General features: G+C 73.8%; 26 protein-coding genes. 12 read left to right on the top strand and 14 right to left on the bottom strand.

The features are described 5' to 3' along the window. The first annotated feature begins 39 nt into the window (after nt 1-39). Nucleotides 40-840 (top strand): CPBP family intramembrane glutamic endopeptidase, encoded by an 801-nt coding sequence (locus tag J2S42_RS06490; RefSeq protein WP_307236207.1) that lies wholly within the window; start codon nt 40-42, stop codon nt 838-840. Between the two features lie 3 nt (nt 841-843). On the opposite strand, the gene J2S42_RS06485 is transcribed toward J2S42_RS06490, so the two are convergent. Further along, a complete protein-coding gene (locus J2S42_RS06485; RefSeq protein ID WP_307236205.1) occupies nt 844-1794 on the bottom strand; it encodes a helix-turn-helix transcriptional regulator in 951 nt (316 codons plus the stop codon). Nucleotides 1795-1889: 95 nt separating this feature from the next. On the opposite strand from J2S42_RS06485, the gene J2S42_RS06480 reads away from it, so the two are divergent. From J2S42_RS06480 to J2S42_RS06470, 3 genes are all read left to right on the top strand, one after another. Further along, nucleotides 1890-2306: a VOC family protein gene (locus tag J2S42_RS06480; RefSeq protein ID WP_307236203.1), complete on the top strand. Its 417-nt coding sequence runs from the start codon at nt 1890-1892 to the stop codon at nt 2304-2306. A gap of 94 nt (nt 2307-2400) precedes the next feature. After that, nucleotides 2401-2751, top strand: coding sequence for a DoxX family protein (locus J2S42_RS06475; protein ID WP_307236201.1), 351 nt, complete (start codon nt 2401-2403; stop codon nt 2749-2751). Between the two features lie 623 nt (nt 2752-3374). Continuing rightward, nucleotides 3375-5192, top strand: a complete 1818-nt coding sequence (locus J2S42_RS06470; RefSeq protein WP_307236200.1) for a rhamnogalacturonan lyase — start codon at nt 3375-3377, stop codon at nt 5190-5192. A 63-nt stretch (nt 5193-5255) separates the two neighbouring features. Here the strand turns inward: J2S42_RS06470 and J2S42_RS06465 are convergent, their stop codons facing one another. After that, on the bottom strand, nt 5256-6221 hold the full coding sequence (locus tag J2S42_RS06465; protein ID WP_307236198.1) for a glycosyltransferase: 966 nt from the start codon (nt 6219-6221) through the stop codon (nt 5256-5258). An 87-nt stretch (nt 6222-6308) separates the two neighbouring features. On the opposite strand from J2S42_RS06465, the gene ligA reads away from it, so the two are divergent. From ligA to J2S42_RS06450, 3 genes are all read left to right on the top strand, one after another. Next, nucleotides 6309-8432, top strand: a complete 2124-nt coding sequence (gene ligA / locus J2S42_RS06460) for an NAD-dependent DNA ligase LigA (protein WP_307236196.1) — start codon at nt 6309-6311, stop codon at nt 8430-8432. 160 nt (nt 8433-8592) lie between these two features. Beyond that, nucleotides 8593-9204 carry a dihydrofolate reductase family protein gene (locus J2S42_RS06455; RefSeq protein ID WP_307236195.1) on the top strand — a complete coding sequence of 204 codons (612 nt, stop codon included), beginning with the start codon at nt 8593-8595 and terminating at the stop codon, nt 9202-9204. Nucleotides 9205-9565: 361 nt separating this feature from the next. Then, nucleotides 9566-10303: a siderophore-interacting protein gene (locus tag J2S42_RS06450; RefSeq protein ID WP_307236193.1), complete on the top strand. Its 738-nt coding sequence runs from the start codon at nt 9566-9568 to the stop codon at nt 10301-10303. A 348-nt stretch (nt 10304-10651) separates the two neighbouring features. Here J2S42_RS06450 and J2S42_RS06445 read toward each other — a convergent pair whose 3' ends face one another. The 4 genes from J2S42_RS06445 to J2S42_RS06430 all read right to left on the bottom strand — a co-directional run bounded on the left by J2S42_RS06445 (nt 10652) and on the right by J2S42_RS06430 (nt 14431). After that, nucleotides 10652-10777 carry a hypothetical protein gene (locus tag J2S42_RS06445; protein WP_307236191.1) on the bottom strand — a complete coding sequence of 42 codons (126 nt, stop codon included), beginning with the start codon at nt 10775-10777 and terminating at the stop codon, nt 10652-10654. Between the two features lie 100 nt (nt 10778-10877). After that, on the bottom strand, nt 10878-13463 hold the full coding sequence (locus tag J2S42_RS06440; protein WP_307236189.1) for an FtsX-like permease family protein: 2586 nt from the start codon (nt 13461-13463) through the stop codon (nt 10878-10880). Between the two features lie 6 nt (nt 13464-13469). Next, nucleotides 13470-14204, bottom strand: coding sequence for an ABC transporter ATP-binding protein (locus J2S42_RS06435; protein ID WP_370879148.1), 735 nt, complete (start codon nt 14202-14204; stop codon nt 13470-13472). Beyond that, nucleotides 14201-14431 (bottom strand): hypothetical protein, encoded by a 231-nt coding sequence (locus tag J2S42_RS06430; RefSeq protein WP_307236187.1) that lies wholly within the window; start codon nt 14429-14431, stop codon nt 14201-14203. The genes J2S42_RS06435 and J2S42_RS06430 overlap by 4 nt, the downstream gene beginning before the upstream one ends. Before the next feature lie 188 nt (nt 14432-14619). Here J2S42_RS06430 and J2S42_RS06425 point away from each other — a divergent pair, with 188 nt between their 5' ends. Beyond that, nucleotides 14620-15822, top strand: a complete 1203-nt coding sequence (locus J2S42_RS06425; RefSeq protein WP_307236185.1) for a sensor histidine kinase — start codon at nt 14620-14622, stop codon at nt 15820-15822. Continuing rightward, complete coding sequence (locus J2S42_RS06420) at nt 15810-16466, top strand: response regulator transcription factor (protein WP_307236183.1); 657 nt, start codon at nt 15810-15812, stop codon at nt 16464-16466. The genes J2S42_RS06425 and J2S42_RS06420 overlap by 13 nt, the downstream gene beginning before the upstream one ends. 139 nt (nt 16467-16605) lie before the next feature. Here J2S42_RS06420 and J2S42_RS06415 read toward each other — a convergent pair whose 3' ends face one another. Genes J2S42_RS06415 through J2S42_RS06400 form a run of 4 tightly spaced genes read right to left on the bottom strand, consistent with a single transcriptional unit; the run spans nt 16606 to nt 19696 of the window. Continuing rightward, a complete protein-coding gene (locus J2S42_RS06415) occupies nt 16606-17274 on the bottom strand; it encodes an HAD family hydrolase (protein ID WP_307236181.1) in 669 nt (222 codons plus the stop codon). Beyond that, entirely contained in the window at nt 17271-18359 is a 1089-nt protein-coding gene (locus tag J2S42_RS06410) for a glycosyltransferase family 4 protein (RefSeq protein WP_307236179.1), read from the bottom strand. The genes J2S42_RS06415 and J2S42_RS06410 overlap by 4 nt, the downstream gene beginning before the upstream one ends. Continuing rightward, a complete protein-coding gene (locus tag J2S42_RS06405; RefSeq protein WP_307236177.1) occupies nt 18352-18738 on the bottom strand; it encodes a 6-pyruvoyl trahydropterin synthase family protein in 387 nt (128 codons plus the stop codon). Before J2S42_RS06405 ends, J2S42_RS06410 begins: the two co-directional genes overlap by 8 nt. A gap of 4 nt (nt 18739-18742) precedes the next feature. Further along, nucleotides 18743-19696: a zinc-dependent alcohol dehydrogenase gene (locus J2S42_RS06400; RefSeq protein ID WP_307236175.1), complete on the bottom strand. Its 954-nt coding sequence runs from the start codon at nt 19694-19696 to the stop codon at nt 18743-18745. Between the two features lie 103 nt (nt 19697-19799). Between J2S42_RS06400 and ribA the strand changes: the two genes are divergently transcribed. Next, the gene (gene ribA / locus J2S42_RS41890) at nt 19800-21098 is read left to right on the top strand and encodes a GTP cyclohydrolase II RibA (protein WP_370879147.1); all 1299 of its coding nucleotides are present in this window, start codon (nt 19800-19802) and stop codon (nt 21096-21098) included. Here ribA and J2S42_RS06385 read toward each other — a convergent pair. Then, nucleotides 21088-21666 carry a choice-of-anchor C family protein gene (locus J2S42_RS06385; RefSeq protein ID WP_307236173.1) on the bottom strand — a complete coding sequence of 193 codons (579 nt, stop codon included), beginning with the start codon at nt 21664-21666 and terminating at the stop codon, nt 21088-21090. The genes ribA and J2S42_RS06385 overlap by 11 nt on opposite strands. Nucleotides 21667-21758: 92 nt before the next feature. Further along, a complete protein-coding gene (locus J2S42_RS06380) occupies nt 21759-22421 on the bottom strand; it encodes a GOLPH3/VPS74 family protein (RefSeq protein ID WP_307236171.1) in 663 nt (220 codons plus the stop codon). Between the two features lie 117 nt (nt 22422-22538). Between J2S42_RS06380 and J2S42_RS06375 the strand changes: the two genes are divergently transcribed. Next, complete coding sequence (locus J2S42_RS06375; protein WP_307236169.1) at nt 22539-23339, top strand: alpha/beta fold hydrolase; 801 nt, start codon at nt 22539-22541, stop codon at nt 23337-23339. A gap of 9 nt (nt 23340-23348) precedes the next feature. On the opposite strand, the gene J2S42_RS06370 is transcribed toward J2S42_RS06375, so the two are convergent. Beyond that, nucleotides 23349-24269, bottom strand: coding sequence for an endonuclease/exonuclease/phosphatase family protein (locus J2S42_RS06370; RefSeq protein ID WP_307236167.1), 921 nt, complete (start codon nt 24267-24269; stop codon nt 23349-23351). 118 nt (nt 24270-24387) lie between these two features. On the opposite strand from J2S42_RS06370, the gene J2S42_RS06365 reads away from it, so the two are divergent. After that, complete coding sequence (locus tag J2S42_RS06365; RefSeq protein ID WP_307236165.1) at nt 24388-25233, top strand: MerR family transcriptional regulator; 846 nt, start codon at nt 24388-24390, stop codon at nt 25231-25233. Nucleotides 25234-25238: 5 nt separating this feature from the next. Here the strand turns inward: J2S42_RS06365 and J2S42_RS06360 are convergent, their stop codons facing one another. Further along, nucleotides 25239-25973 (bottom strand): CDP-alcohol phosphatidyltransferase family protein, encoded by a 735-nt coding sequence (locus J2S42_RS06360; RefSeq protein ID WP_307236163.1) that lies wholly within the window; start codon nt 25971-25973, stop codon nt 25239-25241. Nucleotides 25974-25983 lie beyond the last annotated feature (10 nt).

Here is a 25983-nt window from a genome sequence, read left to right as displayed (position 1 = left end):
GTAGTGACCGGCCCGGCGGGCGGATGATCGACTTGACGCGTGTCCATACGTGTCAAGGGAATCCTCGTCTTTCTGGCCGTCGCGTTCGGCGGCACCTGGTCGTACCTTCTGGTCGCTCGTCTGGGTTTCGGTCTGTCGCTGGTGAATCCGCTGGTGCAGCTGCCAGGCGCGATGATGCCGGCGATCGCCGCGGTCGTGGTACGGCGGTGGGTGACCCGCGAAGGGTTCGCGGACGCCGGACTGCGCCCGCGGTGGCACTGGACGTGGCTCGCGGCCTGGCTGCTGCCGGTCGCGGTGACCGTGCTGATGCTGGCGATCGCGGCGGTGTCCGGGTGGTGGCGGCCGGGCGGCGAGCTGGGCGTCGTGGTGTTCGCGATGGGGCTCGCGGTCGTCTGCGCGCCGCTCTACTGGGGTGAGGAGTTCGGCTGGACCAGCTTCCTGTGGCCGCGGCTGGTGCCGGGGCGGCCGATGGCGTCGATGTGGGCGACCGGGCTGATCTGGGCGGTGTGGCACTACCCGCTGGCGTTCCTCGGCTATACCGCGCTGCCCGATCACACGGTCAGCATGGGGCTGTGGACCGCGGTGTTCGTGCTCTACGAGGTGATGCTGGTCTGGCTGTACGCGAAGAGCGGCACGGTGTGGGTGCCGACGCTCGCGCACGCCGGCAACAACATGGTCACCGGCCTGCTCAGCGAGGAGCTGCTCGGCTCCGTCAGCGACCGCGGCGTGCTGGTCTGCACGGTGCTGGCGCTCGCGGTGGTGTGCCTGCCGATGCTGCGGTCCCGGGTTTTCCGCCGGCCTTTCCGGGCGACCGCGGCGCCGGCCCCGCGCCTGCACTGACCGTCAGACCCCGGCGGTACGGCCGAAGCGGCGGGCCAGGTGGGTGAAGGCGGCGGTGAGTTCGGGCGGGCCGACCACCTCGACGTCCGCGTCGTAGCGCGCGATCGCGGCCGCCAGCGCGGTCCAGGACCAGGAGCCGAGCGTGAGCCGGCACCGGTCCGGGCCGAGTTCCTCGACCACGCCGTCCCGGGTGTAGAGCGACACGGTCGCGGCCGGGAGCGCGAGGACCACCGTGCCCCGGCACGGCGTGCCGCCCTGGAAGCGGTCCGCGACGAACGCGGCCACGTCGCCGCCGGGCAGCTCGCGGCGGGTGAAGCGGGGGCCGTTCGGCGTCCACGGCCTGATCCGGTCGGCCCGGAACGTGCGCCAGTCGTCCCGGTCAAGGTCCCACGCGACCAGGTACCAGCGGCCGTCCCAGGTCACCACCGCGTGCGGCTCGGCCCGGCGCGGCGGCCGGTCGGCACGGTCCCCGTAGTCGAAGCGCAGCGTCTCGCGGGCGTGCACGGCCGCGCTGAGCGTCAGCAGCACGTCGCCGTCGACCGGGGACGGTGGGCGGGTGGTGGGGCGCTCGATCGCGGTGACCTCGAGCGCGCCGATGCGTTGCCGCAGCCGGGCCGGCAGCACCTGCCGGACGGTGTGCAGCGCGCGGGCCGCGGCCTCGGCCGTACCGTTGCCGGGCGTGGTCGCCGCGATCTGCAGCGCGACGGTGAGCGCCACCGCCTGCTCGTCGTCGAACAGCAGCGGCGGCAGATCGGTGCCGGCGCCGAGCCGGTAGCCGCCGTCCGGACCCTTCATGGCCGCGATCGGATAGCCGAGCTCGCGCAGGCGGTCCACGTCGCGGCGGACCGTGCGCAGGCTGATGCCCAGCCGGTCGGCCAGCAGCGTTCCGGGCCAGTCACGGCGGGCCTGCAGCAGCGACAGCAGCGAGAGCAGGCGGGCGGAGGTCTTCGGCATGGAGTTCATGGTGCCGGAAGAAGGTGACACATCCTGGCACCTACCGCTGACAGAGTTCGTCTCGCAAGCCGCACGGACACTCGATCGGAGTCAACATGAGCATCACCACCACCACCCACCTCAACTTCCGCGGCGACGCCCGCGCGGCGCTGGAGTTCTACCGGTCCGTGTTCGGCGGCGAGATCGCGGTCGCCACTCACCAGCAGGCGTACGGCACCACCGACCCGGCCGAGGCCGGCCTGGTCGCCTGGGGCCAGGTGCACGCGGAGAACGGCTTCCACGTGATGGCGTTCGACGTGCCCGCGAGTCAGTCGTACGACGCCGGTGACAAGCCGGTGTACGTCTCGGTCCGCGGCGCCGACGGCGACGAGATCACCGGCTACTGGAAGGGCCTCTCGGACGGCGCCACGATCGTCCAGGACCTCGCGCCGTCCGGCTGGACCCCGCTCTACGGCATGCTCAAGGACCGCTTCGGCGTCACCTGGGTGCTGGACGTCGCGGTGGCCTACTGACCGGCCGCCCGGCATCCCGCGCGGGATGCCGGGCACCGCGTCACATCCGGCGCCGCCGCCCCGTCCTCCTCGAAACGTCCCATGAGGAGGGCCTGTGTTCGCCGCCTATGTCTCGATCACGCTCGTCGCCGCGCTGTTCCACGCGACCGCGGCCGTGACGTACCTGACCGGTCACTCGTATCCGCGTGCCCAGCTGGACATGAAGCGCATGTCGCACCGGTGGATGCCGGTCCTCGGCGGGCTGCTGGGCGCGGGCGCGACCGGGCTGCTGGCCGGCTTCTGGCTCGCGCCGCTGGGCATCGCGGCCGCGGCCGGCCTGGTGCTCTACTTCGCCGGCGCGCTCGTCGCCCACCTCCGGGTCGGCTCCCGCGACCTGGTCGGCTGGGCCGTCTTCTTCGTCACCGCGCTCGCCACGCTCGGCGTGCAGCTGACGTATCACCGCTGACCGGCGCACAGTGCGCGGACGGCGAGCGCGCCGGCCGCGGACTCCCGGGCCGCGTGCCCGGCCGGGCCGGCCGTACGGGTGAAGACGGCGGCGGTGAGGGCGTGACGCGGTGGAGTCGGGGCTCGGACGGCCTCCGCGGCGGGGTTGCAGCACCACCACGGCGGCGAACGCCCCGGTGAAGCTGCCGATCCGGATGCGCGGGTCCACATCAGACGTGCCGGCCGGCGTCTCCAGGCGGGCCACGGCGCCGGTGACGCCGAGCGCCCGGAGCGCGCTCACGTCGCGGTGCGGCGGTGACGGCCGGGCGGCCGCGGTGACGGTCAGCAGCAGGACGACTGCCAGCGTGCCGCGCAGGATGGCGTCTCGCTTGCGGTCGGCACGGCGGCGCGATCGATGCCGGCGCATTACCGCGGGCCGGCCGCCGACTCGGGGGACACCCCTCGCAAGTATTGACAGACTCAAATGTAACGCTTACGTTAACGGCTTCGGAAAACGCTTTCCGCCTCCACCGGGAAGTGCATCGCACGGCCGTGGTCCGCCACGCCCGCAGCCGGTGCCGGCCACCGACCGGCACCGGCTGACCCCTCGCGGACCGCGACCCCGATCGCAGGGGATGTCCGCCCATGAAACGTGTCAAGAAGCGGTACGCCGCGGTCGCCGCCGGCACGCTGCTGCTCACCGGCGGCGCCGTCGCGGTGGCGCATGCGGCCGAGACGCCCGCACCGGTCGTGGCACCGGCCGCCGGTGACACCGAGAACCTCGATCGCGGGCTGGTCAGCATCCGCACCGGCCGCGGCAACTTCCTGTCCTGGCGGCTGCTCGCCTCGGACCCGGCCGGTGTCGCGTTCGGCGTGTACCGCGACGGCGTCAAGATCAGCACCGCGCGGGTCACCAACTTCACGGACGTGGGCGCGCCCGCGAACGCCACCTACACGGTCCGCCCGAGCATCGGTGGCGTCGAGACGCTGGCCGGCGAGGAGCCGGTGCGCACGCTCGCGGCCAGCCAGGACGTGCCGATCCAGGTGCCGTCCGGCGGAACCACACCGGACGGCGTCGCCTACACGTACGCGGCGAACGACGCGTCCGTGGGCGACCTGGACGGCGACGGCGCGTACGAGATCGTGCTGAAGTGGGACCCGTCGAACGCGAAGGACAACTCGCAGTCCGGCTACACCGGGAACGTGTTCGTCGACGCGTACCGGCTGAACGGCACCCGGCTGTGGCGCATCGACCTGGGACGCAACATCCGGGCCGGTGCGCACTACACGCAGTTCCAGGTCTTCGACTACGACGGCGACGGCCGGGCCGAGGTCGCGATGAAGACCGCGGACGGCACCCGGGACGGCGGCGGCACGGTGATCGGCAACGCGAGCGCCGACCACCGGAACGGCTCCGGCTACATCCTCACCGGGCCGGAATACCTGACCGTCTTCAACGGGCAGACCGGGCGTGCCGCGGCCACCGTGGACTACGTGCCGCCGCGCGGGACGGTCAGCAGCTGGGGGGACAGTTACGGCAACCGGGTGGACCGGTTCCTGGCCGGGACCGCGTACCTCAACGGGTCGTACCCGAGCATCATCATGGCGCGTGGGTACTACACCCGTACCGTGGTCGCGGCCTGGGATTTCCGGAACGGCACGCTGACCAGGAAGTGGACGTTCGACAGCAACTCGTCCACCAACGGCTCCGCGTGGGCCGGCCAGGGCAACCACCAGCTGTCCGTCGCGGACGTGGACGCGGACGGCCGGGACGAGATCATCTACGGCGCGATCGCGATCGACGACAACGGCGCCGGGCTGTGGCGCACGAACCAGGGGCACGGCGACGCACTGCACGTCGGCGACCTGATCCCGGGCCGCGGCGGCCTCGAGGTGTTCAAGGTCGACGAGGACGGCAGCAAGTACGCGCACTACATGGCGGACGCCCGGACCGGCGCGATCATCTGGAACGCGCCGTCCTGCGGCTGCGACAACGGCCGCGGCGTCTCCGCGGACGTCTGGGCCGGCAGCCCCGGCGCGGAGTCCTGGTCGAGCGCGGTGGACGGCCTGCGCAACACGTCCGGTGCGAACGTCGGCCGCAAGCCGTCCTCGGCGAACTTCGTGATCTGGTGGGACGGCGACGGCCAGCGCGAGCTGCTGGACGGCACCACCATCAAGAAGTACGGCACGGCGTCGGACACCACACTGCTGACCGCGAGCGGCGTGCACTCCAACAACGGCACCAAGGCGACGCCGTCACTGCAGGCCGACATCCTCGGTGACTGGCGCGAGGAGGTCATCTGGCCGACCACGAACAACACGGCGCTGCGCATCTACCAGACCACGGACCCGACGAGCATCTCGCGCGTGTCGCTGATGCAGGACCGGATGTACCGCGAGGCGGTCGCGTGGCAGAACACGGCGTACAACCAGCCGCCGCACCCCAGCTTCCAGATCAGCTGAGAGCCGGCCGCAGAGCCCCGGTGGGTACGCGTGCCGCCGGGGCCTCGGGCCTGGACGCGCCGCTCACGAACCCGTGAGCACGCCGACGACCTCGGCGGGTGACGGCATCGCGGCGATCTCCCGCTGGATCGCGCGTGCGGCCGCCCGGTGATCGCCGCCCCGGTCCGCCAGCAGCAGCCGGGCCGCGGCGGCGATCCCGTCCGCCGTGGCCTCGTCGAGCCGCAGCCCGGCGCCGGCCCTCGTCACCGCGTCCGCGTTCGCGAACTGGTCGGCGCCCTGCGGGAGAATCAGCTGCGGTACGCCGTGGGCGAGCGCGCCGAGCATGGTCCCGCTGCCACCGTGGTGCACGACGAGGTCCACGACCGGCAACAGCGCGGCCTGCGCGACCCACGGCCGTACCATGGCATTGTCCGGAATTTCGTCTTCTACGGTGTTGTGCCCCGTCGAGGCGATCACGGTGGCGTCCAGACCGGCCAGGCCCCGCAGCGCGGTGGCGAGCACCTCCGGCGTGTTGAACGCGGTGCCCATGGTCAGGAAGACCAGCGGCACGGGGCCGCGACGTGCGGTGGGTTGCGGGCCCGGCTCGGCGTAGGGGACCGGGCGCAGCGGGATCCGGTCGGCGGTCAGCTCCGGGGACTGCAACGACGGCGGGCAGATGTCCAGGTGCGGCAGGTCCATCGACGGCCGGGCGAAGCCGATGCCGTCCGGGAAGAGCCGCCCGGCACCGTGCCAGACGCTGCGGATGCCCTTCCGCCGCGCGGCCTCGGCGGCGCCGGGCAGACCCCAGCCGTGGATCACCAGGTCCGGCGCCAGCCGGTCCAGCTCCGGCGCCAGGTCCTCCGGGTAGATCTCGTAGAACGCGTCCGCCGGGCGGAACGGCCGGAGCCCGTGCCCGGCCAGCGCCGCGTGCACGTGGTCACCGGCGGCGAACCACACGTCGTGACCGGCGGCCCGCGCCGCGACCGCGAGCGGGACCATCGGGAACGCGTGCCCGGGCGAGGCCAGGGCGGCGAAGAGGATCCGCGACACCCCGGCACCGTACACGCCCCGGATCTTGTCGTACCCCTGGAGTATGAAGGACGGCAACACCGCTGGACCCGAGGAAACGAGTGCCCTATGCCCACCACCGCCGGCAACGAGATCGCCCCCGTCGTCGACGCGGCGCACGCCGCGCCGTTCGACAGCGCCGACGACTACCGCGAGGCGATCACGCGCATGCGGGCGGCCGCCTCGGCGTACTACGCGGGCGAGGACATCGTCATGGACGACGCCACCTACGACGCGCTGTTCGCCCGCGTGTCGGCCAGCGAGGCGGCACACCCCGAGTGGGCGGTGGCGGACTCGCCGACCGAGGTGGTCGCGGCCGGTGGCGGCGTGGTCGGCGACGTCGTGCACAGCACGCCGATGCTGAGCCTGGCCAACGTGTTCGACGACGACGAGCTGCGCCAGTGGGCCGCCCGTCTGGAGAAGGTGATCGGCCGCCCGGTGGCCGGGTTCACGGTCGAGCCGAAGATCGACGGCATGGCGATCGCGGCGCGCTACGCCGAGGGCAAGCTGGTGCAGGTCGCCACGCGCGGCGACGGCACCGCGGGGGAGGACGTGACCGCGCAGGCCCGTGCGGTCGCCGGGCTGCCCGGCACGCTGACCCGGCCGGTCACGGTGGAGGTGCGCGGCGAGGTCTTCATGACCGACGACGACTTCGCCAAGGCCAACGAGCTGCGCGTGGCGCACGGCGGCGCACCGTTCGCGAACCCGCGCAACGCCGCCGCCGGCACGCTCCGCGCACAGGACCGGGCCTACCTCGCGCCGCTGTCCTTCCTGGCGTACGCGGTGCACGACCTGCCGGACGGCGAAGGGCTCACGCACAGCGCCGCGATGGCCGCGATCGCGGACCTCGGCGTCACCACCACCGCGGGCTCACCGGCCGGCATGCCGCACTGCGCGACCGCGGACGAGCTGGTCGAGGCCGTCACCGCGCTCGGCGCGCTGCGCGGCAAGCTCGGCTTCGACATCGACGGCGCCGTGATCAAGGCGGACGCTCCCGCCGACCGGGACGCGGCCGGCTCGTCGAGCCGCGCGCCGCGCTGGGCGATCGCGTTCAAGTTCCCGGCCGACACCCGCACCAGCACGCTGACCGCGATCGAGGTGCAGGTCGGCCGCACCGGCGTGATCACCCCGGTCGCGGTGATCGCGCCGGTCCAGGTCGGCGGCGTCGTGGTCACCTCGGCCACGCTGCACAACTTCGACGATCTGGTCCGGCGGGACGTGCGGGTCGGCGACACCGTGTTCGTCCGCCGGGCCGGCGAGGTCATCCCGGAGATCACCGGCGCGAAGCTGGACGAGCGCGCGGCCGACTCGGCCCCGTTCACGCCGCCGGCGTTCTGCCCGCGCTGCGGCGGCGAGATCGACCGCTCGCAGAAGCGCTGGCGGTGCGCGCAGGGCCGGGCGTGCGGCGCGGCCGAGTCGCTGGCGTACTTCGCGGCGCGCGACTCGATGGACATCGAGGGTCTTGGCGACAAGGTGATCCGCGCGCTGGTCGCGGCCGGCATGGTCACCGACCCGGCCGACCTCTACGAGCTGGACGTGGACGCGGTCGCCGCGCTGGAGCGGATGGGCACCACCTCCGCCACGAAGCTGCTGGCGAACATCGAGGGTTCCAAGACCCAGCCGATGTCCCGCGTGCTGACCGGGCTTGGCGTGCGGATGACCGGGCGATCGATGTCCCGCCGGCTGGCCAAGCACTTCGGCACCATGGACGAGCTGACCGGCGCCACCGTCGAGCAACTGCAGGAGGTGGACGGCGTCGGGCCGGAACGCGCGACCACGATCGCGGCCGAGTTGGCGGAGCTGGCGCCGATCATCGCGAAGCTGGCGGCGCACGGGGTGAACATGGTCGAGCCGGGCGTGGTCCCGGCATCCGAGCGGGCCGCGGCCGCGGTGCCTCCGGCGGGTGCGCGACTGCCGTTGCAGAACGAGGACGGCTCACCGATGACGGTCGTGGTCACCGGCTCCGTCCCCGGCCTGACCCGCAACGAGGGGAACGAGGCGGTCGAGCGGCTGGGCGGCAAGTCCTCCGGCTCGGTGTCGAAGAAGACGCAGCTGGTCGTGGTCGGCGACGGCGCCGGCTCCAAGGCGGCCAAGGCCGAGGAACTGGGCGTGCGGATCATGCCGTCCGACCGGTTCGCCGCGCTGCTGGCCGCGCACGACGCGGACGAGGAGCCGTCGCTGGACGCTTTCTGACCAGCGGCGATTCATGTTCCCGCTTCCGGCGTGGCCGCTTACCGGTGCTCCCGCGGGCACCGGTTCCGTCGCTGGTCACCGGAAGACACCGATCGGCGGCACCGATGAGTTCGCCCCGTGGCGGAGGTCTGAAGCGTGACCGGAACACGAGGAGGACATCATGGGCAGCATTCACGTCGACCTGTTCACCACGCTCGACCTGGTCGCGCAGGCGCCGGGCGGGCCGGAGGAGGACCCGGCGGGCGGTTTCGCGTTCGGCGGCTGGCAGGCGCCGCTGTTCGACGAGGTGACCGGCGAGCAGGTGATGGCCGGTATGCGTGGCATGGATGCGCTGCTGCTGGGCCGCCGGACGTACGAGATCTTCGCCGGGCACTGGCCGCAGCGCGACAACGAGATCGCGACGCTGTTCAACCGCATCCCGAAGTACGTGGCCTCGCGCGGCAAGCCGGACCTGACCTGGGCCGGCTCGACCCCGCTCGGCCCGGACCCGGCGGACGGGATCCGGGCGCTCCGGGACCGGCACGAGAAGATCCACGTCATCGGCAGCCTGGACCTGGTGCAGACGCTGCTGCGCGAGCGCCTGTTCGACCGGCTGAACCTGTGGCTCTACCCGATCACGCTCGGTACCGGGAAGAAGGTCTTCGACGGCGGTGCGGTCCCGGCCAACCTGGAGCTGCTGGACGCACCGGCCGTCTCGCCGTCCGGCGCGGTCCTGCTGCGGTACGGTCTGCGCCCCGGCACGCCGGCGACCGGCGACATGGCCGCGGAGTGACGCCGGTGCGTACCGTCGGGGCATGATCGCACTCCGCCCCGTCACGTCCGCCGACGTCCCGGCGATCGAGCGGCGCTGACACCGCGGCCGGCACGCCGGGACCGCCGGGACCGCCGGTTCCAGCCCCGCCGCGCGCCGCTCGCGCCGGCGTGCGCGTTCCGCCGGCGGTCACCGGCTGTCCTGGTCTGTCGGCTTCCGCCCCCGTCCGCCGGTCGCCCCCGTCCGCCGGTCGCCCCCGTCCGCCGGTCGCCCCCGTCCGCCGGCCGGATCCGGGCGCCGGGAGAATGGGCGGGTGACAGAACCGATTGGCCGCGGCACCGCGGCGCGTGCGGGAGGCAGGGGCGCCAGTCTGGTGCGACGCGTGTCCCACCAGGAACGACGGCGGCGGCTCGAGGTGCTCCGGGTGGAGTCGCTGAGCCCCACCATGCGGCGGATCGTGCTCGGCGGGCCGGAGCTGGAGGCCGACTTCCCGTGGCTGCCACTGGCCTCGGCCGACCACGTACGGGTGGTCGTGCCGGACGAGACCACCGGCGAGCTGACGCTGCCCGCGCCCGGCCGCCGGGACGCGACCGCGATCCGCGACTACACGCCGCGCCGCTTCGACCCGGTCGCCGGCGAGCTGACCATCGACTTCGTGCTGCACGCGCACGGCCCGGCCGGCCGGTGGGCGATCACGGCCGCACCCGGCGACGCGCTGGGCGTGATCGGCCCGCGCGTCGGCCAGGTCTTCCCGGCCGACTGCGACGACTACCTGCTGATCGCGGACGAGACCGGCCTGCCGGCCGCCGAGCGCTTCCTGGAGGAGCTGCCGCCGGAGGCGATCATCCGGATGCTGGTGCTGGCCGGCGGCCCGCGGCGCACGCTGGGCGGCGGCCGCGCCGCGGACATCCGCTGGCTCGGCACGGTCCCGGACGCGGCTGTGGTCGAGGCGGTCGCCGCGATCCCGATCGTCCCCGGCTCGTTCGTCTGGGGCGCCGGCGAGGCCGCGGTGATGCGCGCACTCCGTACCCACCTGCGCCACGACCGCGGCCTGCCCGCCGAGCGGGTGGCGGTCCGCGGCTACTGGCGCGAGGGCGCGGTCGGCGGCTCCGCCGACTGATGGCGCCGACCCGGCGGACAGCCGTCGGCCCGCTCTGCCGGACGAGCCGGCTAGCTTCCGTCGGGCGCCGTGTCAGCGTCGCCGCACAGCCGGCAAATGTCCGGAATACCGGACGTGGAGCGCCCGATCGTGTCGCCACCCGGTGTGCCCCGGACGGCGCGGCGACGGATGTTGCGCCGGTGAGTGGATCACGGGTGCCGGATCGTGGCTATCCGGCACACGTGGCGACGATTTGCCACACGAGATCCACGACGTGAGTGGCCGGATGAGGGATGTGCCGGGTGCGCGGCTCGCCGAGTGCGCGTGGCGAGGACCGGACGGAGCGGATCGAGACCGCGACGCACTGGATCACCAGGGACGCCACGCCTCCAGGAGTGCGACCGCTGACCCGACGATCAGCGCGGTGGTTGCCACGATCGCCGCGTAGCCGGCGCCGGACGCGGCGCGTCCCACGAACTGCCGGCGCGTTTCCACCGTGCTTTCCCTTCCGTGACCGGACATCCTCTGATGTGGACTCTACCCACGCGCATGCCGCGGGACGCTCTCTTGTGGGCGGTGGACGACGTCCGGTGGATCACACCGTGACGGACGTGGCGCGCAGGACGCGGCGGCCGGGGATCTCGACGCTCAGGAACGCGATCAGGCCGACCACCGCCACCACCGCGGGCGCGAGCCACCACGGGCCGGCCGGCCACGGGCGGTGCAGGAAACCCAGGGACAACAGCATCAGCGGTACGACCGCGAGCCCGATCCCGCCGGCGGTGGCGAACGCCCAGATCAGCGTGGCCTCGCGGCGCAGCATGGCGCGGACCTGAGCCGGGGCGGCGCCGGTCAGCCGCAGCAGGGTCAACTCGTCGCGGCGCGCGCTGGTCGCCGCGACCAGCTTGTTCGCGATGCCGAGCAGCAGGTAACCGAGCAGCACGCCGAGCACCGCAATGTTGAGCCACAGCTGCGCGGGCACCCCCTCCGGCTCGGGGGTGGCCGGCCCGAGGGCGGTACCGGGCCGGGACGCGACCAGTTCCGCCACGGCGGCCTCGGTCGCGGGGCGGCCGTCGGTGCGGACGAGCAGCCGCTGGTCCAGGCCGGAGCTGTGCCCGGCGGCCAGGTCGTGAGCGAGCACCACCGGGCCGAAGCCGAGACCGCGCTCATAGACCGCGGCGACCAGGGCGGTGACCGGCGTACCGTCGCCCAGGACCAGCGTGACCTCGCTGCCCACGCCGGCACGGCGGGACGCGGCCGTGGTCGTGTCGATCGCGACCGTGGCGCCGGTCAGGCCGGACAGGTCACCGTCGCGCACGCCCAGGTCCAGCACGGACGCGGCCTCCGGGGTGAGCACGGCCGCCTCGGACGGCTCGACGACCTCGTCGCCGAACATCCGGGACGTCCACAGCACGGTCGTGCCGCCGACCATGGCCGCGCCGGTCACGCCGGGTACGGCCGAGACCGCGCCGGTCAGCTCGGACGGCACCCGGCCCAGCTCCGGCGCGGTCACCGCGAGCTGCGCGACCGTGCCGTCGGCCTGGTCGCGGGTGGCGCCGGCCAGCACGGTGGTGTGGCTGAACGCGTAGGTCAGCGTGAACACCACCGCGACCGCGAGCGTGCTGACCGCGGCCGCGGTGCGCACCGCGTACCCGCGGGTGTTGGCGACCGCGAGCCACGTCGGGGCCGCCGCCCGCGCCGGGAGCAGGCGTGCCATCGCGCGACCGGCGCGGGAGAGCAGGCCGGGACCGGCCATGGCCAGGCCGATCGCGGCGAGGATGCCGGCCATCGCGGTCATCCCGGCGCCGATCTCGGTGCGGGAGACCAGTGGGGTGACCGCGAGCGCGTTCGCACCGGCCAGCACGACGAGGCCGGCGGAGAAACGCCAGACCGAGGGAGTACGGGGTTCGGTCCGCGATCCGGCGACCGCCTCGGTCGCGGGCATCCTGGAGATCTTGGCGACCGCGGTCAGCGCGGCGAGCCAGGCGGTCAGCAGCATCAGCAGCACACTCGCCACGCCCGGGATCGGGCTCCACTGCAGCGGCAGCGCGGCCGGGGCCAGCCCGACCGCGACCAGCAGCTCGCGGAAGCGCGCGGCGATCAGGTAGCCGAGCGCGGCGCCCGGCGCCGCGGCCGCGACCGTGACGATCAGCGCCTGCCGGGTGGCGAGCCGGCGGATCTGCCGGGGTGTGGCGCCGACCGCGCGGAGCAGCGCCAGCTCGCGGCGCTGACCGGCGAGCGAGACCGCGAGCGCGCCGCCGACGATGATGCCGATCACCAGCAGCGTCACGCCGGAGAGCGAACCGGCCACCACCGGCAGCATGCCGCGCCCGGCGGCGGTCTCCGGGTCGGCGATGTCGCCGCGCGCGTTCCCGGTGGTCACGGCCAGGCCCGGGTCGAGTGCGCGGGCCGCGTCCGCGACCTCGGCGGCGCGGCCGGGCTCGGTGCGCAGCGCGACCAGGTCGACCCGGTCCTCGGCGCGGCCGGTCAGCGCGATCGCGGTGGCGTCGTCGAAGTAGACGGCCGGGCCGCCGGTGTCGCGCACGGCGGTGACCCGGTAGTCGCCGGTCCGGCCGTCCGCGGAGAGCCGCACGGTGCCGCCGGTGGTGACGCCGGCCGCGTGCGCGGTCGCCGCGTCCAGCGCGACCTCGGTGTCACCGGCCGGCGCGGCGAGCCCGTCCGGGATGCCGGTCGGCCGCCCGCCGCCCTCGGTCCCGGGCGGCGTGCCGGTTCCGGGTGACGCGGCCGGCGTGGGAGACGCAGCCGCATCGGGCTCGGGGAGGGCGCCGGTCGCCGGAGCGGTGAGGGGGAGGGAGGACCAGTTGTGGCCGTCGACCGGGGTGACCGTGCCGTCCGGGGCGATCAGGGCGGTGCGGACCGTCACGTCGGGGATCGCCGCGGTCACGCCGGGCAGTGCCGCCAGGCGCGCGACCAGTGCGGACGGCACACCGGCCCGGTCCGGGAGCGTGATCGGCAGGTCCTCCGGGACGGAGTAGGTCTGCGGTGCGGAGACCACCACGTCCGCCGGCGCGAGCCGGCCGGGGGACGGGTGCCCGCGCAGCCCGGACTCCGCGACCACGCCGACCGCGGAGACCAGTGCGGCGCCGCCGAGCGTGGCGCAGGCGACCGCGATCAGCCCGGCGACGCGGTGCCGGGCCATGCGTGCGGCGAGGTAGAGCATGGTGGGTTACTCCGTTTCCAGCTCGGTGAGGCGGTGGGCCAGTCGCGCCGCGGTCGGCGCGGGCACGGTGTCGGCGATCCGGCCGTCCGCCATCACCAGCGCCAGGTCGGCGCGGGCGGCTGCGGCCGGGTCGTGGGTGACCATGACGACGGTCTGGCCCAGCTCGTCGACGAGCGTCCGGAGAAGATCAAGAACTTCGCGCGCGGTACGGATGTCCAGCGCGCCGGTCGGCTCGTCCGCGAAGACCACGGCCGGCCGGGTGACCAGCGCCCGGGCCACCGCGACGCGCTGCTGCTGCCCGCCGGACAGCTCGGACGGCCGGTGGTGCAGCCGCCCGGCCAGACCGACGCGCTCGACCAGCGTGCGCACCCATTCCCGGTCCGGCGCGGTCCCGGCCAGCCGCAGCGGCAGCGTGATGTTGTCCGACACGCTGAGCGAGGGCAGCAGGTTGTACTGCTGGAAGATGAAGCCGACCCGGGACCGGCGGAGCACGGTGCGCCGGGTCTCGTCCAGCCGGCTGATCTCCGTACCCTCGATGAAGGTCTTTCCGCTCGTCGGCGTGTCGAGCCCGGCCGCGCAGTGCATCAGCGTGCTCTTGCCGGAGCCGGACGGGCCCATCACGGCCAGGAACGTGCCGGCCGGCACGGACAGCGACACGCCGTCCAGCGCGCGGACGCCGCCGGAGTACGTCTTCACGACGTCCTCCAGCGTGACCGCGGCGCGGGTCAGGACGGCGGTCACCGGCGCTTGCCGTTGCGGTAGTTGACGATCAGCGCGACCGCGGTGGCGAGCACGATCACGCCCACCGCGGAGCCGGCCCACACGTTCACGGTCGACAGCGCGGCGTTGATGCCGGCGCTGACCACCAGCACCACCCAGAGCAGCAGCCGGGTCCGGTCGGTGGGCCGGTCGTCCGGGCGGTGCGGCTCGGGTGTCTGATCGGTCAGTCGGTACGGGTCGGTGGCCATCTCGCTCACTCCCTCGAAGACGGGCGTTTCTCGATGTCCTCGACGCTATGACCGGCGGCCCGGCGCGACGATCCCGTCCGCTGCCCAGCCGTGGTACAGCAGGCTGTACTTTCCGGCCGCGCCCCTTGCCGGGCCACCGGTGCGGTGCCCTACGGTCGCCGGGAAGCACGTCTAAGGAGGCACCCACCATGTCCGTCGTCGAGGCCGTACGCCGGCGCCTGCGGATCGGGATCACCGCGGTGGAGCGGATCGCGGTCGGCTGGGGCATCGCGTTCCTGGCCGGCCTGGTGTTCTGGCCGCTGGCCGTGGCGGTGCTGACCCGCCGCGCCGCCCCGTTCGCGCTCGGCCGGATGCGCGCGGTCGCGGACATCGAACGCCGCCGCCTCGGCCTGCCGACCGGCCTGCCGGCGCAGACGTCGCTGCGCGCGGTGTTCACCGACCCGGCGACCGGCCGGGAGCTGCGCTGGCTCGCGCTGCACGCCACGGCCGGGTTCTGCCTGGGCATGTTCGGGCTGACCATCGCGGTCGACATCCTGCGCGACGGGCTGTTCCCGCTCTACTGGCGGTTCACCCCGCCGGCGGAGGCGGTCCCGGCGATCGGCTGGCCGCTGATCCGTACCCAGGGTGGCGCGTGGCTGGTGGGTTTGTTCGGGGTGTTCTGGCTGTTCATGACGCTGTACGTGGTGCCGCTGATGGTCCGGTTGCAGGAGCTGCCCGGCCGGAGACTGCTGCGGCCCGGCCCGGGCGAGGACATGGCGATGCGGATCGCGGAGCTGACCGCGACCCGCGCCGCCGCGCTGGACGCGCACGCGGTCGAGCTGCGCCGGATCGAGCGCGCGCTGCACGACGGCACGCAGAACCGGCTGGTCGCGGTGAGCGTGCTGCTCGGCGCGGCCCGGCGCGCGGTGCAGCGCGACCCGTCGACCGCGGACGAGATCCTGGAACGGGCGCAGACCGCGTCCGAGCTGGCCCTCGCGGAGCTGCGCGCGGTGGTGCGCAGTATCCTGCCGCCGGTGCTGTCCGATCGAAGCCTCTCCGACGCGCTCGCCTCACTGGCCGCGACCTGCCCGGTGCCGGTCACGGTCGACGCGGACGTGCCCGGCCGGTGCGCGGCGTCCGTGGAGGCGACCGCGTACTTCGTCGCGGCCGAGGCGCTGACGAACGTCGCCAAGCACAGCGGCGCGTCCCGGGCCACGGTCACGCTCACCCGGGAGGCGGACGTGCTGTGCCTGGTCGTCACGGACGACGGCCACGGCGGCGCGGACGCCGACGGAGGGACCGGCCTGACCGGCATCCGCCGCCGGGCCGAGGCGCACGACGGCACTGTGACGCTGACCAGCCCGGTGGGCGGTCCGACCACTGTGGAGGTACAGCTGCCGTGCGGATTGTGATGGCGGAGGACGACGCGCTGCTGCGCGAGGGCCTGGCGATGCTGCTGCGCGCGGAGGGCCTGGACGTGGTGGAGACCACGGACAACCCGGTGACGTTCCTGGCCGCGGTGGACAAGCACACGCCGGACGTGGCGATCGTGGACGTGCGCATGCCGCCCACGCACACGGATGAGGGGATCAAGGCCGCGGTCGAGGCCCGCACCCGGCAGCCCGGCCTGGCCGTGCTGGTCCTCTCCGCGTACGTCGAGCAGGCCTTCGCCACCGACCTGTTCACGCTGGGCGGCGGCGGTCTCGGCTACATGCTGAAGGAGCGGGTCGGCCGGGTCGAGGAGTTCATGACCGCGCTGCACCGGGTGGCCGGCGGCGGCACCGCGATCGACCCGGAGGTGGTGGCGCAGCTGCTCACCCGCACCCGCCCGGACTCGAAGCTGGAACGCCTCAGCCCGCGCGAACGCGACGTGCTCGCGCTGATGGCCGAGGGCCTCGGCAACGCGGCCATCGCGGAGAAGCTGTTCGTCACCGACGGCGCGGTCCACAAGCACATCCGCAGCATCTTCGCCAAGCTCGAGCTCTCCCCGGACGACCAGACCGACCGCCGCGTCGCCGCCGTCCTCCACTACCTCCGCGACGAGGCCAGACGCTGACCCAAGATCTCATGTTCCCGCTTCCGGCGTGGTCGAGCACGTCCGGCGCGGCCGCGGCCGGCCGGTGTCCGCGGAACCGCACCACGCCGGAAGCGGGCACGTCCTCTCGGTCTCGGTGCCGGCCGCGGCCAGCCGCGTCTCAGACCAGGCTGAGCACGTGCGTCAGGCCGCGCGGGCCGGTCGGGGACGGCTTGGGCAGCAGGAACGCGAACATGCCCGCGGTGACCGCGCCCGAGTCGGTGAGCGGGTTGTCGCCGACCATCAGCGTCCGCTCCGGCGCCACGCCGAGCCGCTCCGCGGCCGCGGTGAAACAGGTGACCGCGGGCTTGCAGGCGCCGTGCTCGAAGGACATGACGATCGTGTCGAGGTACGGCGTGAGCCCCAGCCGGTCGAGCGCCGGGCGCAGGTCGAAGCCGGTGTCGCTGACCACGCCGATGCGCAGGCCGCGCTCGTGCAGTCCGCGCAGCGTGGGCAGGGTGTCGTCGAACGCCTCCCACGACTCCGCGGCCACGGTCAGCGCGTAGAGGTCGTCGCTGAGGCCGGGCAGCAGCTTGTCGCAGCCGGCCTCGGCGTAGAGCGCGGTCCACACCTGCCGGTGCCGTTCCGGGTCGAGGTCGCGGCCCTTCGCCATCTCCTCGGCGGTGCTGCTGCGGTCGAGCACGCGCTGCCAGGCCGCGCCGGCCTCGTCCGGGTCGAGCGGCCCGGCGCCCCGGCCGGCCGCGGCCTTGTGCAGCAGCGTCTCGCCGCTGCCGGAGAGGCGGATGAGCGTGTCGCCCGCGTCGAACAGGACCGCCTCGAACCGGGTCACGGCTGCGCCTCCCTGACTCTCTCCGCCAGCGCGCGGAGCTCGGTGAAGAGCATGCGGGACGTGTCGTCCCAGGTGGGGAACGTGTCGGCCTTCCGTCGCGCGGCCGCGGCCATCTTCGCGCGGTACGCGTCGTCGGTGGCCAGGCGCAGCAGCGCGCCGGTCAGCGCGACCCGGTCACCGGGCGGCACGGCCAGGCCCTCGACGCCGTGCTGCGCGAGGTGCGGGAGGTTGCCGGCGTTCCAGCCGACCACCGGCAGGCCCGCGGCCATCGCCTCGCCGTAGACCGTGCCGTACGGCTCGCGCGTGCTGGCCAGCGCGAAGATGTCCGCCTTGCGGTAGAACCCGGCGACCTCGGCGGGCGTGACGACGCCGTGCGTGACCACGCGGTCGCGCAGGTCGGGCCGCTGGATCCGGGCCCGGACCCGGGCGGCGTACTCGGGCTCGACGTCCTCGTCGCCGACGAGGTGCAGCGTGGCCGCGTTCGGCGGCAGGTTCGAGAAGGCGTCCAGCAGGTCGAGCAGGCCCTTGCGCGCCATCCAGTTGCCCACCGAGAGGATCGCGGCCTGCCGGTCCTGGCGCAGATCACCGGAGGGGTCGACCGGGTCGGCCGCGGCGTCCCGGCCGGGCGGGACCACCACCAGCGACTCCGGGTCGAATCCCTGCTGCCGCAGCGTGTTGGCCAGGTCCTCGGACGCGATGATCATCCGCTGGGCGCGCTTGTAGAGCGCGCGGTCCAGCGAGGCCTGGGTGCGCTGCCGGCCGGCCGCGTGGTCGATGCCGCCCGGCGGCTGGTGCAGGATCGCCGCGATCGGCGGCAGCCCGCGCGCCGCGCCCAGCCACGGCCCGGCCAGACCGGCCACGATGCTGTCGACCAGCAGCACGTCCGGCCGCTGCGCGTGGATCTTGCGGAGCATGGTCGCGCCGGCCAGGGCGGGCAGCGGGAACCGCCACTTCGGCAGCGACACGAACTGCACCCGCGCGCCGTGCTGAGGTGCCCGGTCCGCGACGCGCCGGTGGTAGAGGTACCCACCGGTCATCGTCGCCGGGTCGCCGAGCGTGAGCAGGGTGACCGCGAGCTCAGTCACCGAGCGGGCCCTCGTATCCGCCGTACATCCGCGGGTCCTCCCAGACGCGGACGTGCAGCGTGGCGCCCGGCACCGGGCCGACCGCGCTCACCAGCACCGCGTGCAGCCACTGGGAGAAGACCTCCACGGTGACCGCGTCCTTGGTGGTCTCGGCGCCGACGATCTCGTCCAGGTCGGCCTCGTGCAGGCGGCCGGTCACGCCGCGCAGCGCGTCGTTGAGCACGTCGAGGTCGACGACCATGTCGCGCTCGTCCAGCCGCGGGCGGGTGACGCGGATGTCCAGGCGGTAGTCGTGGGAGTGCCGCTCGCCTTCCGGCGGGGGCATTCCGGGCATCGTGTGGTAAGCACGGACTTCTCGGGAGGTGCCGACTTCGTACATGCCCTTATTCATAGCGCAGCGCCGCGTGCAGGACTCCGGGTGCGCCCCGGTCCAGGGCCTGGTACGCGGCCGGGGCGTCCTCGAACGCGAACTCGGTGGTGGCCAGCGCGGCCAGCGGCAGCGTGGGCATCAGGGCCAGCGCGGTGCCGCGGCGGCGGTCGCGGGTCCAGCGGTCCTGCTGCGCGGCCGGGATCGTGGAGACCTGGCTGGAGCGGATGGTGAGGCGGCGGCGGTGGAAGTCGGCGCCGAGCGGGAGCGCGACGGGCTTGGTGCCGTACCACGAGCCGACCAGCGCGGTGCCCTCGTGGTGCAGCCGGGCGAGCCCGTCCGCGAGCGCGCGCGGGGCGCCGGAGGTCTCGACCAGGAGCGCCGCGTCATGGTCCGATTCCTCGGGACTCAGCGCGGTGATGCCCACCGAGGCGGCCAGCTCGCGGCGCCACTGCATCGGCTCCAGTGCCACGACCGAGGCGCCGGCCCGCGTCAGTAGCAGGGACGTCAGCAGCCCGATCGCGCCGAGGCCGGTCACGAGCACCGTCTCGCCGAGCACCGGTCCTGCGTCGAGACTCAGCTGCAGCGCGGTCTCCACCAACGGGAACATGGTCGCCAGCCGCAGGTCCAGGCCCTCCGGCAGCGTCAGCACGTCCGCGGCCGGTGCGGTGAAGACGTCCTGGTGCGGGTGGAACGCGAAGACCGCGGTCCCGTCAAGGGTTCGGCCGACCGCGCTGTATCCGTACCCGAACGGGTAATTGAAACCACCCTCGAACGCGCCGAGCGTCTCGTCCAGCGGCGTCGCCGCGTCCAGCTCGCCGCGGTACGCGAGCAACTCCGTGCCCGCGCTGATTCCGGAGTAGACGGTGCGTACCAGCAGCTCGTCGCCGGTCGGCTCGTCGAGGTGCACGTCCTCGACCGCGACCGAGCGCGGCGCGAGGAACCGGACGGCGCGCGCTTTCACGGACATCCCCCAAAGATCTCTTAAATGGACATATAGCCATATAGCCCCGGTGAGGCATTTATCGGTCGGGCGGTGGGCAGCAGCTGATCCACGTGGTAGCAAAGGTGCCATGATTCTTACGCCACAGCGAACGGGCGACCCGGCGCCCGCGCCGGTCGAGGTCTGTTCCGTGGTGATTCCCACGCCGTACGGGGAGTTCACGACGCGCGTCTTCGAGACCGCCGCGGGGCACACGCTGCTCGCGCTGATCCGCGGCGACGTCACCGGCAGCGATCCGGTCCTCACCCGCCTGCACTCCGAGTGCCTGACCGGCGACGCGCTCGGCTCGCTGCGCTGCGACTGCGGCGTGCAGCTGCGCACCGCGATGCGCACGGTCGCGGCGGCCGGCCGCGGCGTGGTGCTCTACATCACCGGGCACGAGGGCCGCGGCATCGGCCTGGTCAACAAGCTCCGGGCGTACGTCGAGCAGGACAAGGGCGCGGACACGCTGGACGCGAACCTGCGTCTCGGCCTGCCGGCGGACGCGCGCACGTACGGCGAGTCCGCGGCCGTGCTGAAGGCGATCGGCGTCGAGTCGGTCAACCTGATGTCGAACAACCCGGACAAGGTCGAGGGCCTGCGCGCCGGCGGCCTCACCGTGCGGACCATGGTGGGCCTGCAGACCGCCGCGCACGCGCGCAACGCCGCCTACCTGACCACCAAGGCGGACCGGATGGGCCACGTCGCGCCGATCGGCGCGGAGCCGGTCACCGTGCCCGAGGCCGGCATCGACGTGCGTGGCCTGATCGGCGAGATACGCCCGCGCGCGGACCGGCCGTACGTCATGGTCCGCGTCACCCAGACGCTCGACGGCCGCATCCAGCGCGACCCCGGCATCCCCACGGCCGAGGAGCACGCGCTGCGCGCCGCGACCGACGCGGTGCTGGTCGGCGCCGGCACGGTCAGCCGCACCGACCCGTCACTCACGGTCGAGCTGGTGCCCGGCGCTCACCCGCTGCGCGTCGTCCTGGACGGCGACCTCACGCTGCCGCTCACCGCGCGCGTCTTCGGCGGCGAGGCCGCGACCACGGTCTTCACCACCAAGGAGGCGGACGCGGCCCGCGCCGACGCGATCCAGGCGGCCGGTGTCGGGCTGCGCGAGGTCTCGGCCGGCCCGGACGGCGTCGATCTGCCCGCGGTGCTCGCCGAGCTGCGCCGCAGCGGCGTCCAGTCGCTGCTGGTCGAGGGCGGGACCCGGCTGATCACGGCGCTGCTCGAGGCGGGCCTGGCCGACCGGCTGATCGTGGCCATCTCCGCCACCACGGACGCGCCCGGCGACACGCGCCTGCCGGCCGGGCTCACGCTGACCGGCCGCACCGCCTACACCGCGGGCGACGCGCTGCTGCTCGGCTGGGACGTCACCGTCTGATCGAACAGTCGGTGACGGTGCAGCTCTGCACCAGGACGTTGTCGACGACCGGGCCGTACGCGCCGGGGGTGGTGCTGGTCAGCTCCAGCGACGTCTCCGCGCGCGTGGCCCGGAACGTGAACGACATTTCCACGTACCCCATGGCGGTCCTGCTGGTCCCGGTGGCGTCGAAGGCGAAGTCCTGCCATGCGCGGCCGTCGACGCCGGCCACGCCGGTCTTCGCCTCCGGCGGGCCGGACGGATTCCCGGACAGGCGGTAGCTGACCCGGTAGTCAGCGGCCGGCGTGGTGCGGAACACCGCCCGGACCGCGCCGGCCCGCGCGCCGTTCAGATCCAGCGACTGCGCCCCGTTCTGCGCCGCCCAGTAGCCGTCGCCGATCAGGTCCACGTCACCACCGATGACGGTCCACGAACCGAAGGTTTCGTGCGCACGGTACGTGGTGAAGCTCCCGGACGGCGCCCACGGCTCCTCGAAGCTGTCCCAGAACGCGCCCGCGGTGGCGTGCGCGGGCGCGGCGACCAGGGCCGACAGTGCGCCCGCGATGACGGCGGTGGCACGACGTGGCATGATTTCTCCCCCTCCGGGTGCGACGCCCCACGGCGGCCGAGAGAGCGCCTGCCTGGATCCTACGGCCCGCGGGGTGCCGCCCGGGCCGGAAATCAGGAGGCGGCGGTGGTGACCACGACCGCCGACATCATGATCGCGATCTGCAGGTCCTTGATCAGGCGGCCCACCGCGACACCGGCCCAGTGCGTGTCGCCCAGCTCCTTCAGCCGCTTCTTCGTCTCCCGCCGGGGCAGGTCCGGGAAGACGCGCTTCTCCCAGTCGAGCGCGTCGATCAGCGTGCACAGCACCAGCGTCCGGGTGTCCGGCGCGGGGTCCGAGCCGTCGATCGCGGCGTGCAGCAGCCGCCGGCGCTCGGTCTCCACCGCCGGCTCGACGCCGTGCGGCGCCGGGTAGCGGGTGACCGGGAAGATGCGCATCAGCCGGTCCGCGCGCTGCTCCAGGATCCCGGCCGTGACCAGGCCGTCCAGCACGGGCTGCCGGGCCTTCTTCGACAGCCGGTAGACCCAGTCGTTCGGCTTGCGCCGCTTCGTGTCCGCCGCGATCGTGGCCAGCGCCGCGTCCGCCAGCGGTGAGCCGGTCGGCGTCGTGTCGATCACGTCGACCTTGCCGCCGGTCAGCGTGATCCGCTCCGCCAGCGCGAGTTCCACCAGGTGCGCGCCGGCCACGCCGTAGTCCAGCCAGGTGCTGGTGCCGTACGCGATGCCCTCGTCGTTGTAAGCGAGCAGAACCAGTTCCTCAGCCAGCGAGATCGTCATGTCCACCAGCGTATTCACGCTGTTCAAGCCGCACATCCGTCCCCAGCCGGATCTCCGGCTCCGCCTCGCGACGGGTATTCGATCATTCTGTCGGACCCCCCGCGCACAATGGTGCGCATGGATATCGCTACCGCGGACGGCCGCACGCTGCACGCCTACGACCGGGGCACCGGCACGCGGGTCGTCCTGTGGCACCACGGCACGCCGAACATCGGCACGCCCCCGCGCCCGCTGTACGAGGCGGCGGACCGGCTCGGCGTCCGGCTGATCGGCTACGACCGTCCCGGCTACGGCGGATCCACCGCGCTGCCCGGCCGCGACGTCGCATCCGCGGCCCGGGACGCGGCCACGGTCGCGGACGCGCTCGGGGTGTCCTCCTTCGGGGTGATGGGGCACTCCGGCGGCGGCCCGCACGCGCTCGCCTGCGCGGCTCTGCTGCCCGATCGGGTGCCCGCCGCGGTGTCCGTGTCCGGGCCGGCCCCACGCCACGACGAGACGTGGTTCGACGGCATGGGACCGGCCGGTGCCGCCGGTCTGCGCGCCGCGATCGCGGGCCGGGCCGCGAAGGAGGCGCACGAGGCCACCGGTTCCATGCCGGACTTCACCGCCGCGGACTGGGCCGCGCTGGAGGGCGAGTGGGGCTGGTTCGGCGAGGTGGTCGAGCCGGCGGTCGCGGCCGGCCCTGGCCCGCTGATCGACGACGACCTGGCGTACGTGCGGCCGTGGGGTTTCGGCCCGGCCTCGATCACGGCGCCGGTGCTGCTGGTGCACGGCGCGGACGACCGGGTGGTACCGGCCGCGCACGCCCGCGACCTGGTCCCCGGCGCGGAGTCATGGATCGTGCCCGGCGCCGGTCACATCTCGGTCCTGCCAAAGACCGCGGTGCGCGCGCTGGACTGGCTCGCGGCCAGACTGTGAGCCGGCGGCTCACGACAGGAACATGAGCCGGGCCGCGATCGGCAGGTGGTCACTGCCGGTGCGATCCAGCGTCCACACCGCCCGCACGGCGATCGCGCGCGCCATGATCTGGTCGATCCGGGCGACCGGTGTGCGGGCCGGCCAGGAGAACGCGAATCCCCCTTCGGCGGTGCTCACCCGGTCCGTGACCGGGCGCAGCCCTCGATCCTCGACGGTGCCGTTCAGATCCCCGATCAGGATGATCCGTTCCAGCGGCTCGCCGGCCAGCGCGGCGCCGAGCCGCACCGCGGAGTCGTCGCGCCGGTCGCTGCCGAACCCGCCGGGCGAGAGCCGCAGCGAGGGCAGATGCGCCACGTACACCGCCACGTTCCCCTGGAGCGTGGTGACCACCGCGCGCAGCGCGCGGTTCCAGTTGGCGTCGTGCACGCTCGCCGGCCGGATGTCGACCGGCCGGGACTCCACGATCGGGTACCGCGACCACAGCCCGACCGTGCCGTGCACCGCGTGGTGCGGGTACCTCGTGGCCAGCACCGCATCGTAGGCGGCCACGTTCGCCGGCAGCAGCTCCTGCACGCCGATCAGGTCCGCGCCCGGAGCCAGCAGCGTGCGCGCGGTCCCGGCCGGATCCGGGTTCTCGTCGCTGAGGTTGTGCTGCACCACCGTCAGGTTGGCCGGCGTGCCCGTGCTCTGCGCCAGCTTCCCGCCGCAGACGGCCACCCAGGCGACCACCGGCAGCACCACCGCGATCGCCGCGATCCGCGACCTCCGGAGCAGTGCGAGAAGCAGCAGTACCGGAACGCCGAGCCCCAGCCACGGCAGGAACGTCTCGATCAGGCTCCCGAGGCGCGGTCCGGCGTTCGGCACCAGCCCGGGAAAGCCGATCAACACCGCCAGCACCACCGCCGGTACGGCCACGATCGTCTTCCGCATCCGGCGATCATTCCAGGCCCCCGCCAGCCCGCCCCGGGCTCGGCCCGCGAGATGATCTGGCACCTGCCGTAGCGGCATGTGGTCTTGTTGCGGCATCCCACCACGAAAGGTTCCCGCTGTGACGCTCTCCGCCCTCATGCCGCCGCGACAGGTCAAGATCGGTGACGCCGCTCTGTTCGCGGAGACCACGCCGCGCGCCATCCGGCACTACCACCAGATCGGTCTGCTGCCGGAGCCCGGGCGGGGCGCGGACGGCCGCCGCCGCTACGGCTACGACGACATGATCCGCCTGCTCTGGATCCGCAGGATGGCGGAGACCGGCATCAGCCTCGACGACATGCGCGCCGCGTTCGAGGGAACCCGGGACATCGACGACGTGCTGGCCAGGCTGGAGCGGACGCTGGCCGACCAGCAGGCCGACATTGCCCGCCGGCGTGCCGCCGTTCAGCGTCTGCGGGCCGTGGGCAGCCCGCTGGGGCTGCTCTCGACGATGGTCACCGACCGGCTCGATCATCTGCCGCCGGGCGCGCTGCGTCCCGGCGACCTCGAGGCGCTGCTGGTCACGGAACGCATCTTCGGCGCGCTCGGCGCCGCGATCCAGGCCAGCGCGTTCATCGTGCTGGCCACCCATCCCGGCCTGCGCGCGGAACAGGACCGGCTCGACGCGGCCGAGGCGGCCCTGGACGACGGCGTGCACCCCGGCGACCCGCGCGTCGAAGCGCTCGCCGTGCAGCGATGCGCCCATCAGATGGCCCTGGACCGGGCCGTCCGGGAAGCCGGGCTGGACGCGGAGGAGGAGAAGCTCTTCGAGATGGACGACGCCGGCCCGGCGGAGCGGAGACCCACCTCGCTGAGCGTCGGCCAAGCGGTCACCAAGATGCCGTACGACCTGTCGCCGGCCCGGAAGCGCTGCGTGCAACGTGCGGCACAGCTCTTCGCCGAGGCCCTCTCCGCCGGCGGCTGAAACCGTCAGGCCGTGCCACCGGCCGCCGGCACCGCACCGTACGTGCGATGCAGGTAGGCGATGTCCCGCCCGAAGGACCACACCAGCGCGGCCAGGGCACCCGCCACCAGGACTCCGGCGGCCACCCCCGGCAGCACGCCCGACGCGGCCGCGACCAGCACGACGCCCTGCACCGCCGCGACCGTCTTGCGCGAGTACCGCACCGGCAGATCGTTCCGCAGCCAGGCGAAGTGCCACCCGGCGGCCACGAACGCGTACCGGAACGCGCCGATAGCCAGTACCCACCAGCCCAGGTGGAACGACACGAACACGCTCAGCACCAGGATCAGGAACGCGTCCACCTCGCCGTCGAAGCGGGCCCCGAATGGTGAGCTGCTGCCGGTGCGGCGGGCCACGATCCCGTCGACGCCGTCCAGGACCAGCGCGACCGACGCGAGCACGACCAGGACCGCGACCGGCGTGCGCTGGAAGTCCGCGACCAGCGCGGTCACGCCGCCGATCAGCGTGGCACGGGCCAGCGTGACCGCGTTAGCCGGGCCGAATACCCGCAGGCCGGCGCGGTGCATGGCGCGGGCGAGCAGCGTGCCGAGCGCGAGCGCGTAGACCGTGCCGGCGATCCAGCCGGTGGTGCCGAGACCGACCGCGGCGGTGAGGCCGCCGAGCACCGCGAACTGGGCGAGCAGCCCGGCCGCGGGGCCGCGAAGGGGACTGACGGTGCCGGTCCATACGCCTGCTGTCACTGTGCTGCCT

It is taken from the genome of Catenuloplanes indicus (genome assembly GCF_030813715.1).
GTDB classification, from domain to species: Bacteria; Actinomycetota; Actinomycetes; order Mycobacteriales; family Micromonosporaceae; genus Catenuloplanes; species Catenuloplanes indicus.
The sequence above is the reverse complement of the archived record's forward strand: the minus strand, read 5'-3'. Positions and strand labels throughout refer to the sequence as shown.

Bases quoted from the DNA above. Each gene is read 5' to 3' on its own strand.
- J2S42_RS06485 (WP_307236205.1), bottom strand. From the start codon at position 1,794: ATGCCGAAGACCTCCGCCCGCCTGCTCTCGCTGCTGTCGCTGCTGCAG.
- J2S42_RS06480 (WP_307236203.1), top strand. From the start codon at position 1,890: ATGAGCATCACCACCACCACCCACCTCAACTTCCGCGGCGACGCCCGC.
- J2S42_RS06470 (WP_307236200.1), top strand. From the start codon at position 3,375: ATGAAACGTGTCAAGAAGCGGTACGCCGCGGTCGCCGCCGGCACGCTG.
- ligA (WP_307236196.1), top strand. From the start codon at position 6,309: ATGCCCACCACCGCCGGCAACGAGATCGCCCCCGTCGTCGACGCGGCG.
- J2S42_RS06455 (WP_307236195.1), top strand. From the start codon at position 8,593: ATGGGCAGCATTCACGTCGACCTGTTCACCACGCTCGACCTGGTCGCG.
- J2S42_RS06440 (WP_307236189.1), bottom strand. From the start codon at position 13,463: ATGCTCTACCTCGCCGCACGCATGGCCCGGCACCGCGTCGCCGGGCTG.
- J2S42_RS06430 (WP_307236187.1), bottom strand. From the start codon at position 14,431: ATGGCCACCGACCCGTACCGACTGACCGATCAGACACCCGAGCCGCAC.
- J2S42_RS06425 (WP_307236185.1), top strand. From the start codon at position 14,620: ATGTCCGTCGTCGAGGCCGTACGCCGGCGCCTGCGGATCGGGATCACC.
- J2S42_RS06405 (WP_307236177.1), bottom strand. From the start codon at position 18,738: ATGTACGAAGTCGGCACCTCCCGAGAAGTCCGTGCTTACCACACGATG.
- J2S42_RS06400 (WP_307236175.1), bottom strand. From the start codon at position 19,696: ATGTCCGTGAAAGCGCGCGCCGTCCGGTTCCTCGCGCCGCGCTCGGTC.
- ribA (WP_370879147.1), top strand. From the start codon at position 19,800: ATGATTCTTACGCCACAGCGAACGGGCGACCCGGCGCCCGCGCCGGTC.
- J2S42_RS06385 (WP_307236173.1), bottom strand. From the start codon at position 21,666: ATGCCACGTCGTGCCACCGCCGTCATCGCGGGCGCACTGTCGGCCCTG.
- J2S42_RS06380 (WP_307236171.1), bottom strand. From the start codon at position 22,421: ATGACGATCTCGCTGGCTGAGGAACTGGTTCTGCTCGCTTACAACGAC.
- J2S42_RS06375 (WP_307236169.1), top strand. From the start codon at position 22,539: ATGGATATCGCTACCGCGGACGGCCGCACGCTGCACGCCTACGACCGG.
- J2S42_RS06370 (WP_307236167.1), bottom strand. From the start codon at position 24,269: ATGCGGAAGACGATCGTGGCCGTACCGGCGGTGGTGCTGGCGGTGTTG.